Source organism: Limosilactobacillus oris DSM 4864 (genome assembly GCF_001434465.1).
In the GTDB taxonomy this organism is placed as follows: Bacteria; Bacillota; Bacilli; order Lactobacillales; family Lactobacillaceae; genus Limosilactobacillus; species Limosilactobacillus oris.
Map to the genome: position 1 here is coordinate 14,041 of NZ_AZGE01000002.1, position 17,080 is coordinate 31,120.

Sequence of the window (17,080 nt, forward strand, 5' to 3'; positions counted from 1 at the left end):
AAAAAGGAGGTTAGTACTAGATATGGCAACCAAAAAAGGTACGCGTAAGCGTCGTGCAAAGAAGAATGTTGAAACTGGTGTTGCGCACATTCACTCAACATTTAACAACACTTTGATCATGATTACTGACGTTCAAGGTAACGCCGTTGCTTGGTCATCAGCTGGTGTCTTGGGCTTTAAGGGTTCACGGAAGTCAACTCCATTTGCTGCCCAAATGGCTTCAGAAGCTGCTGCTAAGCAAGCTATGGAACACGGTATGAAGACTGTTGAAGTTGAAGTTAAGGGTCCAGGTTCTGGGCGTGAAGCTGCAATCCGTGCTCTGCAAGCAACTGGTTTGGAAGTTACCGCAATCCGCGATGTAACTCCAGTCCCACACAATGGTTCTCGTCCTCCAAAGCGTCGTCGTGTTTAATGGACATTTGGTGGAGAACCTGTTTTCCACAATTTGTCTTTTGTTAAAAATGCGCACCACGTTTGAAAGGGGTACAGGGATAGAATGATCGAATTTGAAAAGCCAAACATTCATAAAGTTGAAGAAACGGATAACTACGGCAAGTTTGTTGTAGAACCACTTGAGCGCGGTTATGGGACGACTCTTGGTAACTCACTGAGACGGGTTCTCATTGCTTCATTGCCAGGTTCAGCAATTACTACCATGCAAATTGATGGTGTTTTGCACGAATTCAGCACGGTGAAGGGTGTTACTGAAGATGTTACCCAGATTATCTTAAACCTTAAAAAGGTTTCGCTGAAAATCAATTCTGAAGACCAAAAGGACTTGGAATTAGACGTCAAGGGACCTGCTAAAGTAACCGCCGGTGATATTCAAGGTGATAGCGAAGTATCTGTCTTGAACCCTGATTTGCATATTGCAACTGTCGCTGATGGTGCAGAATTACACATTAAGATGACAGCTGATAAAGGTCGTGGTTACCTTTCAGCTAATGATAATAAGGCCCGGATGGAAGATTTGGCCATCGGTGTACTGCCAATTGATTCCATTTATACTCCAATCGAACGTGTAAACTACACCGTGGAAAATGCGCGGGTTGGTCAACGGAGTGATTTCGACAAGTTGACCCTGGATGTTTGGACTGATGGTTCAATTACACCAACCGAAGCGGTTAGTTTGGGTGCTAAGATTTTGACTGAACACTTGGCAATGTTTGTTAACCTGACTGAAACGGCGCAAAATGCCCAAGTGATGGTTGAAAAGGAAGAAACCCACAAGGAAAAGACGCTTGAAATGACGATTGAGGAACTGGACTTGTCTGTTCGTTCATACAACTGTCTCAAGCGTGCGGGAATTAACACCGTTAAGGAACTGACTGATCGGACCGTTTCTGACATGATGAAGGTTCGGAACTTAGGACAGAAGTCATTAGAAGAAATTAAGCTCAAATTAAATGACCTTGGCGTTTCATTCCGCCAGGATGATTAATTGATACCAATTGCAAAGGAGGGAACCAGTTCATGAGTTACCGTAAATTAGGACGTACAAGTTCACAACGTAAAGCTTTATTACGTGATTTAACTACTGATTTGATCGTTAATGGTCAGATTACCACTACTGAAGCACGTGCAAAGGAAGTTCGCAAGACCGCTGACAAGATGGTTACACTTGCTAAGCACGGTGACCTTGCTTCTCGCCGGAAGGCTGCTGCCTTTATCCGTAATGTTGTTGCGGATGTTAAGGAAGACGGCGATGACATTCGGATCCAATCTGCACTTCAACACCTGTTTGAAGAACTTGCACCAAAGTATGCAGACCGGAACGGTGGTTACACGCGGATTTTGAAGACCATGCCTCGTCGTGGTGACGGCGCTCCAATGGTTATCTTGGAATTCGTCGACTAATTACTGACAAACTAAATACGTAATAAAGAATCACTATCATTGATGGCATAGAGCGTTACGATGGTGGGGCGACCCTAGTCTAGCTCGAATGCGGAAACCCCGTGCGCCGCAATGGTAAGTGATTTTTTATTTTAAACGTTTTTTGGAGGCCACTAGCGATGGGTTCGGACGTGCTGCCAGTCGAGGAGACTTTTGGCTGGCAGCAGTTGGGAATGAGCCCCGGTCCCTTAGCTATTTCAAGGATGATAAGGCGGCAGTGCAGCAGCTGACGAGCCAGCTTTTGACCAACTTTCTTCCCCACACAAAAAAGCTCCCCCAAGCAACTAACCAGGTCACTTGGGGGAGTAGGTGGAATTAAATTATCAGGCTAGGCACAGCTCAATACTAGTGGGTAAAGCCGTACTTCTTGAGCTCAGTCCGTTGGTGGCTGACAATGTGGGAGTTATTTAACTCGTCAATTGCCCGCTTCATATCTTCAATGAAGTCGTGGGCCATGTTCATTCCCAGGTCAGCCCGGCAGACAATCCGTTGAACTTCGATGTTGTCGAGGTTTTCCGGCAGTGGGTAGGCTGGTACTTGCCAACCCTTCATCCGGAGACGGTCAGCCAGGTCGTAGAGGGTCCAGTCAACGCCATCGTTAATCTTGTGCTTGTAGCAGACAATTGGCAGTTCGGAACCGTCATTGACGATTTCAAAGTGGCCTAACTTGGCAATTTCACTGGACAGGTAGACGGCAACGTCATGGGTCCGCTTTTGGATTTCCTTGTAGCCATTAAAGCCGAAGCGGACAAAGTTGTAGTATTGACCGATGATTTGCGAGGCACTCCGTGAGAAGTTGATCGCCATGGTCGGCAGTTCACCACCAAGGTAGCTGACCTTAAAGATCAGTTTGTCTGGCAAGAACTGCTTGTCGCGCCAGAGAACCCAACCAATCCCTGGGTATACCAGGCCGTACTTGTGACCTGACGAATTAATGGAAACAACGTTCTTCAGCTGGAAGTCCCACTTGATATCTGGCTCCATGAACGGTGCGTAGAAACCACCTGAGGCGGCATCAACGTGGATGTAAACCTTGTAAGGAGTCGTCTTATTATAGGCTTCGACCAGGTCGTTCAGCTTGGCGATGTTATCATAACGGCCTGTGTAGGTAATCCCCATGATACCAACGATCCCAATCGTGTATTCGTCAACATAGTCCATTACCTTTTCCATGTTAAGCGACTGGTGCTGTTCATCCATTGGGACGGTCCGCAGTTCAATGTCAAAGTAGGTGGCAAATTTTTCCCAGCAAACTTGGTAGCCGGAAGAAATAACCAGGTTTGGCTTGTGGGCGTGAATGTCCAGGCCCAGCTTCTTGGCCCGTTCCCGCCAGGCAAACTTCATTGCCAGGCCACCAAGCATACATGCTTCAGAAGAACCGACCGTGGAAGTCCCCATGTAGTTCTCAGCGGGTTGAGCGTGCCAGAGGTTAGCAATAATGTTAACACAGCGGTTTTCTAGTTCAGCCGTCCGTGGGTATTCTGACTTATCAATGGCGTTTTTATCCATTGTTTCGGCCATGATTTTCGTTGCATTTGGTTCCATGTAAGTCTGACAGAAGGTTGCCAGGTTTTCACGGGCGTTTCCTTCATCCAGAAGTTGGTCCTTAACGATCCGGTAGGCAATCCGCGGTTCCACCGGCTTTTCGTTCAGCTGATACTTTGGAAGAGGGTGATCCGAAGCATAGGAACCAAAAATGGGATCGAGAAAGTTACGATTTTCTTTACTGTTTTTACCATATAATCCAGCCATAAATAGATAACCTCCTAATTTTGATGTGCAGGTTTACTTGCTGTCTCGTTTTCATCTGAAACAGCTTCTGGGACAATGTGATGCTCACCACGAGTAATTGGTGGTACTGCTGGAATGACATCCTGGGCACTGAGGTGCTGGGGATTGTCATTGTGATGGTGGTGCCCCCACTTGTGGTGGAAGGCGTAGATGATAAATGGCAGTATCAGCGCAATAATAAAGCTAATGATTAAGACACCCAGATAAGCGGAATCGGATGATCTTGGCAGCGTGCTCGGCGGAACGAACGAGATACCGAAGGCAAAGAGGGATACTAATAATCCACAGATTGAAACAACGGCCTTGCCAAAGGTTCCACCAGGGATTTCATAGGTACGTTTCAGCTGCTTCTTCTTGAAAATCAAGACGAGGTAGCCAATGAAGAAGAGCAGGTAGCCGACCAGGTAGATAACCACGGTCAGCGACATGGCGGCGAAGAACGAAACGTTATCGCTGCCACCCCCGAAGGTCAGGACCGCGTCCCAGATTGAAACGATGATCCCTTGGACCACGATTAGCGGGATTGGTACTCCCGACTTGTTGGTCTTCCGGAACCACCGGGGAAGAATTCCCTGCTGGGCGGTTGCGAACATCCCCCGGGAAGGGCCAATGACCCAGGAACTAATCTCGGCCATGACCCCAGCGGCAATCATCAACGCAATCAGCTTGACCAGCCAGCCGAGTTGGGGATTGATGTAGAGCAACAGGTAGTTAAAGGCCTGGACAACCCCCGCACTAAGTGAAATTTCCTTGGCTGGGACAACCGCGGCGACGGTAAAGCCACCAAAGGTATCCAGGCAGATTGCGAGGATTACCAGGATGAACATTGCCAAAGGATAATTCCGTTTGGGCCGCTTTAATTCGTTAATGTGCGAAGCTGAGGCTTCGACCCCCATGTAGGCTAAGACAAATGAAACAAAGACTACCAGGGTATTGAGATGAGCGAAGTCAGGGACAAAGGCCCGGGCTGAAAAGCTGAGCTGCAAGGGACCTCCCTTGATGATGTACCAGATTGCTAAAACAAAGAGAATTACTGAAGGAATTAAGATCCCAAGTGAAAAGCCCCACTTGGCGATTCGTGCAGTGTACTTGGTTCCCGCGAATTGTGAAAAGGTCAGGAGCCAGAAGATAATCAGGACCCCAAAGAATTTAATGACGGGAACCTGGTTAAGAGCCGGCCAGTTGAAGACGAATGATAATGCCCCCAAGATGAAGTAAATCATCGTGATAAAACCGACCGTGATTTGAAACCATTGAAAGAAGATGGCCGCAAATCCCCACCGCTCGCCAAGGGTGTGCTTGACCCAGCTGAAAATTCCGCCACCATTCTGGTTCCAACCATTAACGGTTGCCATTTCGGCGGCACAGAGTGCAACTGGCAGGAACCAGAAGATTCCACCAAGGACCAGGAAGAATACCAGGTGCAGCTTGGCGGTAGCAAAAGTTGGGTACTCATACACCGTCAAGACCATTGATGCGGTGAGTGAAAAGAAACCAAATAAAGTTAGGTTTCGGGCGACTTGTTTGCCATTACTATCCATGAGCTTCTCCTTTCTGTTTATGATTTGATAAACACTTTACCCAGGCTTTATTGTTATAAAATCAATTACAATCAAAATGATACTTTTAGTTTAATCATAAAGATTATTAAACTAAAACAGTAACCACGGGAAATGTTTACCTTGCTTATGGTATATCCGGCATTGAACGAAATGTCAAATAATAACCTGATATACGTTTGCCGTATATCTGCTTGATATGAGCTGAGAATTAATTACGGGATTTTGCTTTCGCCTGATAACGAATGGAAAATATATAAGAAATCGGTCCTAAATAATTGCTAAAAGCAGGCAGAGAAGTGAAATATACGGGTGGCGTTTTGGAAAGATTTCCCAATTTACTAACTTTTCCAGCAAAATTCCTGTAACTTAGCGCGGTCTTTGTTAGAATAAAGAAGATTAATTTGGAAAGGAACCGACGGCGTGGACGGGATCAAGTTAGAAAACATTACGTATACATATCCGGGGGCAAGCCAACCGGTGCTCAAAAAGCTCAACCTCCAGCTTCCCCGGGGGCAATGGACGACCCTGATCGGTAAAAACGGGAGCGGGAAGAGTACCATTGCCCGGCTGATCGATGGGCTGCTGGTGGCTGATGAGGGGCAGGTCATCGTCAACGGCCTGACTGTGACCGAAGACCACTTAACGACGCTCCACCGTCAAGTAGGGATCGTTTTTCAAAATCCCGATAACCAGTTTGTCGGGGCGACGGTCGCCGATGACATTGCCTTTGGGCTTGAAAACCAGCAACTGCCACGGGACGAGATGACCAGACGGATTGACAAGGCCCTGGCCCGGGTAGGGATGAGTCAGCTAGCGGATACCGAACCGAGCCTCCTCTCTGGGGGACAGAAACAGCGAGTGGCGATTGCCGGGATTCTCGCCTTAGAACCCCAGGTGATCATCCTGGACGAGGCCACTTCAATGCTCGACCCGGCTGGCCGGCAGACCGTGTTAAATCTCCTGGCCCAGTTGCGGCAGGAGGAGTCACTGACTATTATTACAATTACCCATGATCCGGTGGAAATGACGATGGCCGATAAAATCGTGGTGGTTGACCAGCAGGGAATCGCTGATGAAGGTCCGGCCGGCGAGATTCTCTGCCAAGCCGATCTGCTGCACCGTCTGGGAGTCGGTATTCCCGTGGCTCAAGATTTGAGCGAACGGCTGGCTGCCCTGGGAGTCGCTGTTCCAGCGGGCTACTTAACAACAAACGAAATGGTGGAATGGTTATGCCGGAAATTAAGCTAAATAACGTCGCCTTTGCGTATTCCAATAGTAAGCAGCGTGCTTTGACGGAAGTTAACCTGACAATTCCGGCAGGGAGCTATACCGCCTTGGTAGGTCATACTGGTAGCGGCAAATCAACACTCGTGTCCTTGATTGACGGCCTGTTGAAACCGACGGCGGGGCAGATCACGGTGGGAAAACAGACTGTTGATGCGAGTGCTCGTCGCCAGGACCTGGCTAAACTTCGCCAGCACGTGGGTTTCGTCTTTCAGTTCCCGGAGCAGCAATTATTTGCGGAAACTGTCGCTAAGGATATCGCCTTTGGTCCCGAAAACCTTGGCTGGGGCCAGGAACGGGTGGCTACAGCCGTTCAGGAAGCGCTGAACGCGGTTGGCCTGCCCGCGGACCTGGCGGAACGGTCACCGTTTATGCTCTCCGGGGGCCAGATGCGGCGGGTAGCGATTGCCGGGGTTCTGGCAATGCAGCCGGAGGTCCTGATCCTGGACGAACCGACGGCGGGATTAGATGCCAAGTCGACGGAGCAGTTATTGAACTTAATTGCCACGTTCCACCAGGAAGGCCGGACGATTATCTTGATTACCCACCAGATGGAACAGGTGGCGCGCTATGCCGACCAGGTGGTCGTAATGAACCACGGGCAGCTGGTGACCGCGACTACCCCGGCGCAACTGTTTGCTGATAGCCAGCTCATGGCGGCTAATCAGCTGAACCGGCCGGCCGCGGTTCAGATTGCCCATCAGCTGCGGAAGCGGGGCGTCGACTTGCAGGCAGTGCTGACCCTTGACCAACTAGCGAAGACCCTGGCACCCCGGCTGAAAGGGGGAACGGACTAATGACTAACGCGATTGTTTTTGGTTCCTACGTTCCCGGTGATTCACGTCTTCACCGCCTTGATCCCCGGGCAAAGCTGTTGCTATGTATCGCCTATGTTATCCTCGTTTTCTTTGCCAATAGCTGGGCAACCTGTCTGTTACTGGTAGCTGCACTGCTGGTAACCATGGTGATGAGCAGGGTCAGTTTTCGGCTTTACTGGCGGGGGATTCGTCCCCTGGCATGGATTATTTTGTTAACGGTGGCTTTTCAAGTTCTGTTTAGCACCGGAGGACCGGTTTACTGGCGCTGGTGGCTATTTACTGTGACCCGGGATGGATTAGTCAATTCACTCATTATTTTCTTCCGCTTCATGGTGATTGTTACTGCCTCGACGGTCTTGACCGCGACCACGCCGACCCTGCGGATTGCGGACGCTCTCTCCTGGTTGATGCAGCCGCTGAAGGCCATTAAGGTTCCCGTGAACCAGATTACCCTGATGATTTCGATTGCCCTGCGGTTTATTCCGACCATTATGGATGAGGCGGTCAAAATAGCCAATGCTCAGCGGTCCCGGGGGATGAACCTTGACGAGGGAGGACTGATTCGGCGTCTGACCCGGATGGTTCCAATCCTTATCCCGTTGTTCGTGGATTCCTTTAAACGAGCGGAGGAGCTGGCAACGGCAATGGAGGCCCGGGGGTATGATCCAGCGGCTCCGCGGACGCATTACCGGCAGCTGCACTGGTACCGGCGGGACACGGTCAGTCTGTTGCTGCTGTTGGCCCTGGCAGTAGCGGTACTGACCCTCCGTTTCGTAATTTGACTGTTAGAAAGGAAAAGCAAATGTATCGTTATAAAATTACCTTTGCCTACGACGGGGCGAACTTCTCGGGCTTTCAAATCCAGCCCCACAAGCGAACGGTAGAGCAGGTCCTGAAAAACGCGGTTAATAAAATCGCCAAGTATCCTGACCCGCCGATCAGTGTGATTGGTTCCGGGAGGACTGATGCTGGGGTCCACGCCCTTAACCAGGTCGCCCATTTTGACCTTCCTTACCAGCTGAGCGACGAGTCGATGCGGAAGGCCCTTAACAGTCTGCTGCCCTTAGATATTCTGGTAAAAAAGGCCGAGCGGGTCGACGAAAGTTTTCACGCCCGGTATAGCGCCCACCGAAAAACTTACCGGTACCGGGTCGACCAGGGGGACTTTGTTGACCCCTTCAAGCGTAACTACACGGCGCACTATAAGGTGCCGGTCGATATTGACAAGATGCGCTTGGCTGCTAAGGACTTCATTGGTGAACATGACTTTACGAGCTTTGTGGCCTCGGGGAGCCAGGCAAAGAGCAATGTTCGGACGGTGGAAAAGATTACCGTTGACCGTGATCCAGCGCAAAACGAGGTCGTGTTTGAATTTACTGGTAACGGCTTCTTGTACAACCAGATCCGGATTATGGTCGCCTTCCTCCTGGAGGTGGGCAGCGGCCAGCGCCCGGTTAGCGATGTTAAACGGGTGTTAGCGGCGAAGGACCGAACCCAAGCCCGGATGACAGCCCCCGCTAGCGGCTTGTACCTGGTCAGCGTTGATTACGGTCCTGACGGCAAAAACAATTGACGAACAATCGAGAAGAAGGTATACTAACACTTGGTATTTCTTTTCCATCTAATAACTCGGTACACTATTATATGTAAAAGAAAACAAAATTGGAGGAACTAATCGTGAGAACGACATACATCGCTAAACCTGGTGAAGTTGATCGCAAGTGGTACGTTGTCGATGCTAAGGATGTCCCAATGGGTCGTCTGGCCACCGTCGTCGCATCTATCCTGCGTGGTAAGAACAAGCCAACATTTACTCCCCACGTTGATACTGGTGACAACGTTATCGTTATCAACGCTGCTCAAGTTAAGTTAACTGGTAAGAAGGCATCCCAAAAGATGTACTACCGTCACTCAAACTACCCTGGTGGTTTGAAGCAACGGACTGCCGGTGACTTCCTTGCTAAGGAACCAGAGAAGTTATTGGAAACTGCTATTAAGGGTATGCTTCCACATAACTCCCTTGGTCACAAGATGGGCTTAAAGCTGCATGTTTACGCTGGTGAAGACCACAAGCACGCCGCACAAAAGCCTGAAGCATTGGACATTACAAACTTAATCTAAGGAGGGAATGGAATTGGCTCAAACTGTACAATACAGAGGTACTGGTCGTCGTAAGGACGCTACCGCACGTGTTCGCTTAGTACCAGGTTCTGGTCAGATTACTATGAACGGCAAGGCAATCGAAGACTACATTCCATTTGCCAACTTACGTGCTATTGTTAACCAACCATTTGATGTTACTAAGACTAACGGTCAATATGACGTTATCGCTAACATCAACGGTGGTGGCTTCTCTGGTCAAGCCGGTGCAGTTCGTCACGGTATCGCCCGTGCCCTGCTCACCGTTGACCCTGACTTCCGTGACGCTTTGAAGAAGGCCGGTCTGTTGACTCGTGACCCTCGGATGAAGGAACGTCGTAAGCCAGGTCTGAAGAAGGCTCGTAAGGCTGCTCAATTCAGTAAGCGTTAATATTCGATTGGCGTTTCAAACAAAAAAGCTGGGATTTTGTTCCCGGCTTTTTTTGTTATCACAGATAACAAAGAAAGCAGCACAGTAGCTGGCTGGCAGTTCAGACGCTGATAACTCAGCGCTTGAACTACCCCAAATAGGCGTAGCCATCCTTGCGGGGGTGGGGAAACGAAGTCGCTCACGACTTCTGCCCCACTCCCTTTTGTTTTTAAATCGTAAACCAGTTCCCGCGGGAAAAATGCTATAATCAACATTGGTTATTTTTAAATTATGATTGAACGAACGATTACTCAGGGAGGACACTACCATTGGCAAAGCGGAAGAGAAGAAAATCACGGAAGAATAATTCGGGACTCAAGGTCCTCATCTGGATCCTCGTCATTATCGCGCTCTTCTTGGGCGTTTATGCGGCCCATCACTATTACCGGATCTGGAACCAGCAGCGGATTGAAAAACAGCTGCAGCGCCAGGACCAGCAGGCTAAGCAGGCGTTCATTAAGCAGGTGGCCCCCGAAGCCCAGGCCATGCAGAATTCTTACCACGTGTACGCGTCCGTTACGATTGCTCAAGCAATTCTCGAGTCGCAGTGGGGGACTAGCCAGCTCGCTTCCCAATACCACAACCTCTTTGGTATTAAGGGGACTGACCCGAACACTTCCCGGGTGTTGACTACTAAGGAGTACATCAACGGCCATTGGATCGTCACCAAGGGACGGTTTAAGGTCTATGACAGCTGGAGCGACTCTATCAAAGACCATACCAAGCTGATGTTAAACGGAACTGACACGAATAAGGAAAACTACCAAGCCGTGGTCCAGGCTACCAGCTATCAGCAGGCGGCCCGGGAACTGCAGAAGGCTGGCTATGCGACCGACCCAAACTACGCGCAAAAGTTAATTTCGGTCATCCAGACCTATAAGTTATATAATTATGATAAGTAAAAGTTAAAGGAGCACTTCTTCATGCAAGAATTAAACGAAAAAATCAAGCAGTTTGGGACGGTCCTTCCGGGCAACGTCTTGAAAGTCGACGCCTTTTTAAACCACCAGGTGGATCCGGAGTTAATGTTGCATGTTGGTCAGGAATTTGCCCGGCGGTTTGCTGGTGAGGGGATTACTAAAATCTGGACGGTCGAATCATCAGGAATCGCCCCGGCGGTGATGACTGGTTTAGCGATGAAGCTCCCCGTGATCTTTGCCCGGAAGCACAAGAGCCTGACGCTCAACAATAACATGTACGTGGCGGACGTCTACTCCTATACCAAAAAGACGACTAACCGCATTTCGATTTCAAAGAAGTACGTTGCTCCTGATGATAAGGTCCTAATGATTGATGATTTTCTGGCGAATGGTCAGGCAGTTGAAGGAATGCTGGAAATTGCCGACCAGGCCGGCATCCAGGTTGCTGGAGCCGGAATTGTGATTGAGAAGAGCTTCCAACCCGGCGGCCAGGAACTGCGGGACCGGGGAGTACGGGTAGAATCGTTAGCCCGGATCAAGTCATTGGCTGATAACCAGATTGAGTTTGAAGAAGACTAAGGGGGTTATTAAATGAGTGGGGATGCACTGTATCCAGGAAGTACGCTTGGCATTATTGGAATCAACCGGAACGGCGGGGCGCTGATTGCCGCGGCTAAAAAGGCGGGCTTTAACGTGGGAGTATACGTCGACCACGCTCAGCCGGCAATTACCAAGATGGCCGACTTTACAATCGTTGGTGCCTACAACGATAAGGATAAGCTGACGGAATTTGGCGAAAATAGCGATGCGGTTATTTACCAAACGCCGAATATTGATTCCCGGGTAATCCGTTTTCTGAGCCAGTTTGCGGCGGTTCCTCAGGGGATCAATGGCCTGGAAATCGTTCAGGACCGGCTGATGGAACGGGCCTTCCTGGACCAGATCAACATTAATATCGCTCCTTACGTGACGGTGGTTAGTCTTGACGACGTCTACCAGTCTATTGACTCTATCGGCTACCCGGCCCTCTTAAAGCCGATTCAGCGGGGAATTGGGGAACAATCGATGATGATTTCTCGCCAGTCGGATATTGCCCGGGCGGCGGACTTCATTAGTACGGGGACCTACCTCTTGGAGTCGTGGATCGACCACACCGCGGAGTATACAATGACGGCGGCCACGGATGGGGACCAGGTGGAAATCTATCCCCTAGCGAAGCTGCAATTTTCCGCGGACCGGCAGCTGATTGCCGTTGCCACTCCCGCCGTGGTTGATGATGACCTCTTGACGGAAATGCAGCGGATCGTGAAGAGCGTTGCCAGTTCGCTAGAATACCACGGGGTGTTCTCACTGAACTTCTACGTTACGGCTAATGGCTCCCTGTACGTGAAGAACATTGAGCTGGGGATGACTTCCATTGCCAACGTCTACGACAGCTCCGCTAACGTGACCCAGTACGAGGAACAGCTACGGGCCGCGGTCGGCATGCCATTGCATATTGTGCGGTCGTTGCAGCCGGCCCTCTTGATGGTGATTCGGAAGAAACAGGAGGCCGCAATCCAACGGCAATGGCTGCTCAAGGATAACTGGCAGTTCCGTTTGTTCGACCTGCCAGCGGTTGATGACGATAGTCTGATTGGCTTTGTTTGGGTGACTGGCAGCAGCAGCCTGGACGAGCTGGAGGACCAGGTCGACGACACGGAGGTCTGGGACGAGCCGATTGCCCCGAATGACGCCCCGCAGAATAACGATGACGATGAAATTTTATAAGATCTGAACAACCTGTCAAAAAGGGCCGGACGGCTAGCTAGTCGCGAGGCCCTTGGTTATTTTTCTCGCGGCTTTTTTGTTATAATATTAGCCGATTGAATTTGAAGAGAGGATGGAACGGCGTGAGCAATAGTCAAGCATTATTAGAGGGAATGAACGATAAGCAGGCCGAGGCGGTTCTGACGACGGAGGGGCCACTGCTGGTCATGGCTGGAGCCGGTTCAGGGAAAACCCGGGTGTTAACGCACCGGGTTGCTTACCTGATTGAAGAAAAGGGCGTTTTGCCGTGGAATATCCTGGCAATTACCTTTACCAATAAGGCTGCCAAGGAAATGCAGGAACGGGTCGGCAAACTTCTTGGTGAAGGCGCCCAAGACATCTGGGTGTCAACCTTCCACTCCCTGTGTGTCCGGATTCTGCGGCGCGACATTGAAAAGCTCGGTTATAACCGGGCCTTTACGATTGCCGACACGAGCGAACAGCGGACGCTGATGAAGCAGGTCTGTGCGGAACTCAACATTGACCCAAAGAAGTTTGACCCGCGGAGCATTCTCAGTACCATTTCCAACGCTAAAAATGCTCTGCTGACGCCTAAGGACTACGCCGTCAAGGCCGGCAGTGACAACAATCCCCACAGCATGTACAGTCAGGTCGTGGCTCGGGCCTACAAGCTCTACCAGGAGCAATTAGAGGCCAACCAGGCCCTCGACTTTGACGACCTGATTATGAAGACCATCGAGCTGTTTGAGCAGGACCCGGAAACGCTGGAATTCTACCAGGACCGCTTCCACTACATCCACGTCGACGAGTACCAGGACACCAACGACGCCCAGTACAAGCTGGTCCACATGCTGGCGGACAAGTATGAAAACATCTGCGTCGTCGGGGATGCCGACCAGAGTATCTACGGCTGGCGGGGTGCTAACATTGAAAACATCCTGAACTTTGAACGGGACTACCCCGGTGCCCACACGGTAATGCTGGAGCAGAACTACCGGTCCACGCAGAACATCCTGGATGCCGCCAACGAGGTCATTAAGAATAACAACGGGCGGAAGGATAAGAACCTCTGGACCGAAAACGGGCAGGGAGACAAGATTAGCTACTACCAGGCCCAAAACGAGCATGACGAGGCCCAGTACATCGTCTCCAAAATTCAGGAGGAACATGCCAAGCACGGTTACCACTATAACGACTTCGCCATCCTCTACCGAACCAATGCCCAGTCGCGGGTGATCGAAGAAACCTTCATGAAGTCAAGCGTACCTTACACGATGGTTGGCGGTCATAAGTTCTATGACCGGAAAGAAATTCGGGATATTCTGGCCTACCTGACCCTAATTGTTAACCACCAGGATTCAATGAGCTTTAGCCGGGTCGTCAACACACCGAAGCGGGGAATTGGTCTGACCAGCGTGGAACACCTGCGTGAATTTGCCAACGACAACCACTGGTCCCTGCTGGAAGCCAGTCAAAACGTTGATATTGCCAACACGATTACCGCCCGGACCCGGAACAAGCTGGCTGATTTTGGTCAATTAATCAAGGACCTGGATAAGCAAGCGGAATTCCTGAGTATCACGGAATTGACCGACCAAATTCTGGAACGGTCGGGCTATAATAAGATGCTGCAAAAGGACAATAGTCTGGAGGCCCAGGCCCGGCAGGAGAACCTGGACGAATTCAAGTCGGTGACCCAGGAATACGACAAGCAGCACGCCGACGATGACGTTGATAACCGCCAGAAGCTGGTGAACTTCCTCGCCGACCTGGCCCTGGTGTCCGACCAGGACGACGTTGACGAACAGGCGCCGGCAGTGACCCTGATGACCCTGCACGCGGCTAAGGGGCTGGAGTTCCCAGTCGTCTTCCTGGTTGGGATGGAAGAGGGGATTTTCCCACTGTCCCGGGCCCTGCTGGAGGATGATGAGCTAGAAGAAGAGCGCCGCCTGGCCTACGTGGGGATTACCCGGGCCAAAAAGAAGCTCTACCTAACTAATGCGGTTTCCCGTCTCTTGTACGGGCGGGTGCAGCGTAACCAACCGTCCCGCTTTGTGGAGGAAATTAGCCCCGAATTGCTCGAAGAAGAAGGCAGCGGGATGAATAGCTTTGGCGGCAGCATGCCATTTGACAAGCGGGCAGCCCTCAAGCCGACCTACCGTAGTCAGCAGAAGCACCACTACCGCGATGCCGGCAAGCGGGTGGCCCCCGTTACCAACACCGGAACCGGCGCGGATAAGTTGAGCTGGAAGGCCGGCGATAAGGTCACGCACAAGAAGTGGGGCCAGGGAACGGTTGTTAAGATTAGTGGCACCGGTAACGACATGGAGTTGGAGATCGCCTTTCCTAACCAGGGGGTCAAACGCCTCCTTGCCAGTTTTGCCCCGATCAAAAAGGTGACGGATTAATTAGAGAAGTGAGGCCTAAAGAATGGATAAACAAATACCAGTCGACCAGTTGACGCTGGCGGCGGCCAAGCAGGAAATTGCCCCGCTCAGAGAGCAGCTGACCAAGTGGGGGCGGGAATACTATGAGCAGGATAACCCCTCAGTTGAGGATTATGTCTATGACCGGGCCTACCAACGGCTGGTTGAGCTAGAGCAGCGGTTTCCAGAACTTAAAACTAGCGACTCCCCGACCCAGCACGTTGGTGGGGGACCGACGAGCGAACTGATCAAGGTGACCCACGAAATCCCAATGCTATCGATGGGGGATGTGTTCTCCATCGATGAACTGATGGACTTCAACCAGCGCCAGCAGGATAACGGTGACGTGAGTGTGACCCCCGAGTACAATTTGGAACTCAAAATTGACGGCCTGTCCCTCTCGCTGGTTTACGAAAATGGCCGGCTGGTCCAGGGATCGACCCGGGGAAACGGGAATATCGGGGAAGACGTCACGGCTAACGTCATGACGATCAAATCGATTCCCCACCAGCTCCCGGAACCGTTGAGCTTGGAATTCCGTGGCGAATGCTACATGCCGAAGGAGTCATTCGTCAAACTCAACCAGGAACGCGAAGCGGCGGGCCTGTCGGTCTTTGCTAACCCGCGGAACGCAGCGGCAGGAAGCCTCCGCCAGCTTGACCCCCAGGTAACCGCCCGCCGGGACTTGGCAACCTTTATGTACTACGTGCCGGAGTACCAGAAACTCGGCGTGCGGACCCAGGCGGCGGCCCTTGACCGGATGCGGGAACTGGGCTTTAGCGTGAACCCCCATAACCGGGTGGTGCACAACCGGCAAGAGATTACCGACTATATCGAAGAGTACACCGCTCAGCGGGACCAACTTTCTTATGGGATTGACGGAATCGTGGAAAAAGTTAATGACCTCGACACTGAGAATGCCCTGGGAAATACCGTTAAGGTACCGCGGTGGGAGATTGCCTACAAGTTCCCACCGGAGGAGCAGGCAACGGTCGTCCGCGACATTGTCTGGACGGTCGGCCGGACCGGAAACGTGACCCCGACCGCGGTCATGGATCCGGTTCAATTAGCGGGGACCACGGTCAGTCGGGCTTCACTGCATAATCCTGACTACCTCCGTGAAAAGGACATCCGGCTTGGCGATACCGTTTACCTCCACAAGGCTGGTGACATTATTCCTGAAATTTCCCGGGTCGACTTAAAGAAGCGGCCGGCGGATAGTCAGCCTTACCAGGTGCCAACGACCTGCCCGGTCTGCGGTTCGGACCTCGTTCACCTAGATGATGAAGTGGCGCTGCGCTGCGTCAACCCGATGTGTCCGGCCCAAATCAAGGAGGGGCTCGCTCACTTTGCTTCCCGGAACGCGATGAATATTGATGGCCTCGGTCCAAAGATTATCCAACAGCTCTGGGATAAGGAACTGGTCCATGATGTGGCCGACCTGTACAGCCTGACCCACGACCAATTATTAACTTTAGATAAATTTGGCGACAAATCGGCAGCCAACCTATTGACATCAATTGCGAATAGTCGTAATAATTCTGTCGAGTGCTTATTATTTGGCTTGGGGATCCGTCATGTCGGTGCCAAGGCAGCGCGGCTGATTATGGAGCACTTTCAGAACTTAGACCGCTTGCTGGCGGCTAGTGCCGACGAGGTCGCGGCTGTCGACGGCATCGGTCCGACAATCGGCGACAGTGTCCAGACTTACTTTGCTAACGAGCAGGTGAAGAAGCTCGTTGACGAACTGCGGGCCGTGGGGGTCAACTTTGACTACCATGGTTCGGTAGTGCCGGCAGCCACCGATAGCGAGTGGAACGGCCGCCGGGTTGTCTTGACGGGCAAACTGGAAGAGCTGACCCGGGCGGATGCCAAGCACTGGTTGGAAGCACACGGTGCTAAGGTAACTGGGAGCGTATCAAAGAAAACTGACATTGTCATTGCGGGGACGGCAGCCGGCAGCAAGCTGACCAAGGCACAGGACCTGGGAATTATGGTCTGGGACGAAGCCCGATTTGCCCAAGCAATGAAGGAGGAACAATAA

Annotated in this window: 16 protein-coding genes; 14 read left to right on the top strand and 2 right to left on the bottom strand. The window is 51.3% G+C overall.

The genetic code is table 11. The features are described from left to right. The first annotated feature begins 22 nt into the window (after positions 1-22). From rpsK to rplQ, 3 genes are all read left to right on the top strand, one after another. Positions 23-412, top strand: a complete 390-nt coding sequence (rpsK, locus tag FC49_RS01570; RefSeq protein WP_003664532.1) for a 30S ribosomal protein S11 — start codon at positions 23-25, stop codon at positions 410-412. 84 nt (positions 413-496) lie between these two features. Next, entirely contained in the window at positions 497-1,441 is a 945-nt protein-coding gene (locus FC49_RS01575; protein ID WP_003714497.1) for a DNA-directed RNA polymerase subunit alpha, read from the top strand. 32 nt (positions 1,442-1,473) lie between these two features. Further along, positions 1,474-1,857, top strand: coding sequence for a 50S ribosomal protein L17 (gene rplQ, locus FC49_RS01580; protein WP_003714475.1), 384 nt, complete (start codon positions 1,474-1,476; stop codon positions 1,855-1,857). A 384-nt stretch (positions 1,858-2,241) separates the two neighbouring features. On the opposite strand, the gene gad is transcribed toward rplQ, so the two are convergent. After that, positions 2,242-3,648: a glutamate decarboxylase gene (gene gad, locus FC49_RS01585; RefSeq protein WP_056983883.1), complete on the bottom strand. Its 1,407-nt coding sequence runs from the start codon at positions 3,646-3,648 to the stop codon at positions 2,242-2,244. Positions 3,649-3,662: 14 nt separating this feature from the next. Next, positions 3,663-5,228, bottom strand: a complete 1,566-nt coding sequence (gene gadC, locus FC49_RS01590) for a glutamate/gamma-aminobutyrate antiporter (protein WP_056983885.1) — start codon at positions 5,226-5,228, stop codon at positions 3,663-3,665. A gap of 441 nt (positions 5,229-5,669) precedes the next feature. Between gadC and FC49_RS01595 the strand changes: the two genes are divergently transcribed. The 11 genes from FC49_RS01595 to ligA all read left to right on the top strand — a co-directional run bounded on the left by FC49_RS01595 (position 5,670) and on the right by ligA (position 17,080). Next, the gene (locus FC49_RS01595; protein WP_003714523.1) at positions 5,670-6,497 is read left to right on the top strand and encodes an energy-coupling factor transporter ATPase; all 828 of its coding nucleotides are present in this window, start codon (positions 5,670-5,672) and stop codon (positions 6,495-6,497) included. Further along, positions 6,479-7,330, top strand: a complete 852-nt coding sequence (locus FC49_RS01600) for an energy-coupling factor transporter ATPase (RefSeq protein WP_056983887.1) — start codon at positions 6,479-6,481, stop codon at positions 7,328-7,330. Before FC49_RS01595 ends, FC49_RS01600 begins: the two co-directional genes overlap by 19 nt. Beyond that, positions 7,330-8,133 carry an energy-coupling factor transporter transmembrane component T family protein gene (locus tag FC49_RS01605; protein WP_003714485.1) on the top strand — a complete coding sequence of 268 codons (804 nt, stop codon included), beginning with the start codon at positions 7,330-7,332 and terminating at the stop codon, positions 8,131-8,133. Before FC49_RS01600 ends, FC49_RS01605 begins: the two co-directional genes overlap by 1 nt. 20 nt (positions 8,134-8,153) lie before the next feature. Continuing rightward, a complete protein-coding gene (truA, locus tag FC49_RS01610; RefSeq protein ID WP_003714511.1) occupies positions 8,154-8,924 on the top strand; it encodes a tRNA pseudouridine(38-40) synthase TruA in 771 nt (256 codons plus the stop codon). Positions 8,925-9,028: 104 nt separating this feature from the next. Further along, positions 9,029-9,472, top strand: coding sequence for a 50S ribosomal protein L13 (gene rplM / locus FC49_RS01615; RefSeq protein WP_003714513.1), 444 nt, complete (start codon positions 9,029-9,031; stop codon positions 9,470-9,472). A gap of 7 nt (positions 9,473-9,479) precedes the next feature. Next, positions 9,480-9,881 (top strand): 30S ribosomal protein S9, encoded by a 402-nt coding sequence (rpsI, locus tag FC49_RS01620; protein WP_003714520.1) that lies wholly within the window; start codon positions 9,480-9,482, stop codon positions 9,879-9,881. Positions 9,882-10,189: 308 nt separating this feature from the next. Then, positions 10,190-10,822 carry a glycoside hydrolase family 73 protein gene (locus FC49_RS01625; protein WP_003714467.1) on the top strand — a complete coding sequence of 211 codons (633 nt, stop codon included), beginning with the start codon at positions 10,190-10,192 and terminating at the stop codon, positions 10,820-10,822. 21 nt (positions 10,823-10,843) lie between these two features. Continuing rightward, complete coding sequence (locus FC49_RS01630) at positions 10,844-11,419, top strand: xanthine phosphoribosyltransferase (RefSeq protein ID WP_003714488.1); 576 nt, start codon at positions 10,844-10,846, stop codon at positions 11,417-11,419. 12 nt (positions 11,420-11,431) lie between these two features. Next, positions 11,432-12,610 (top strand): ATP-grasp domain-containing protein, encoded by a 1,179-nt coding sequence (locus FC49_RS01635; protein ID WP_003714465.1) that lies wholly within the window; start codon positions 11,432-11,434, stop codon positions 12,608-12,610. 122 nt (positions 12,611-12,732) lie between these two features. Continuing rightward, positions 12,733-15,018 carry a DNA helicase PcrA gene (gene pcrA, locus FC49_RS01640; RefSeq protein WP_056983889.1) on the top strand — a complete coding sequence of 762 codons (2,286 nt, stop codon included), beginning with the start codon at positions 12,733-12,735 and terminating at the stop codon, positions 15,016-15,018. Positions 15,019-15,040: 22 nt separating this feature from the next. Further along, complete coding sequence (ligA, locus tag FC49_RS01645) at positions 15,041-17,080, top strand: NAD-dependent DNA ligase LigA (RefSeq protein ID WP_056983891.1); 2,040 nt, start codon at positions 15,041-15,043, stop codon at positions 17,078-17,080.

Coding starts and splice junctions, on each gene's coding strand:
- rpsK (WP_003664532.1), top strand. CDS start 23: ATGGCAACCAAAAAAGGTACGCGTAAGCGTCGTGCAAAGAAGAATGTT.
- FC49_RS01575 (WP_003714497.1), top strand. CDS start 497: ATGATCGAATTTGAAAAGCCAAACATTCATAAAGTTGAAGAAACGGAT.
- rplQ (WP_003714475.1), top strand. CDS start 1,474: ATGAGTTACCGTAAATTAGGACGTACAAGTTCACAACGTAAAGCTTTA.
- gad (WP_056983883.1), bottom strand. CDS start 3,648: ATGGCTGGATTATATGGTAAAAACAGTAAAGAAAATCGTAACTTTCTC.
- gadC (WP_056983885.1), bottom strand. CDS start 5,228: ATGGATAGTAATGGCAAACAAGTCGCCCGAAACCTAACTTTATTTGGT.
- FC49_RS01600 (WP_056983887.1), top strand. CDS start 6,479: ATGCCGGAAATTAAGCTAAATAACGTCGCCTTTGCGTATTCCAATAGT.
- FC49_RS01605 (WP_003714485.1), top strand. CDS start 7,330: ATGACTAACGCGATTGTTTTTGGTTCCTACGTTCCCGGTGATTCACGT.
- truA (WP_003714511.1), top strand. CDS start 8,154: ATGTATCGTTATAAAATTACCTTTGCCTACGACGGGGCGAACTTCTCG.
- rpsI (WP_003714520.1), top strand. CDS start 9,480: ATGGAATTGGCTCAAACTGTACAATACAGAGGTACTGGTCGTCGTAAG.
- FC49_RS01630 (WP_003714488.1), top strand. CDS start 10,844: ATGCAAGAATTAAACGAAAAAATCAAGCAGTTTGGGACGGTCCTTCCG.
- FC49_RS01635 (WP_003714465.1), top strand. CDS start 11,432: ATGAGTGGGGATGCACTGTATCCAGGAAGTACGCTTGGCATTATTGGA.
- ligA (WP_056983891.1), top strand. CDS start 15,041: ATGGATAAACAAATACCAGTCGACCAGTTGACGCTGGCGGCGGCCAAG.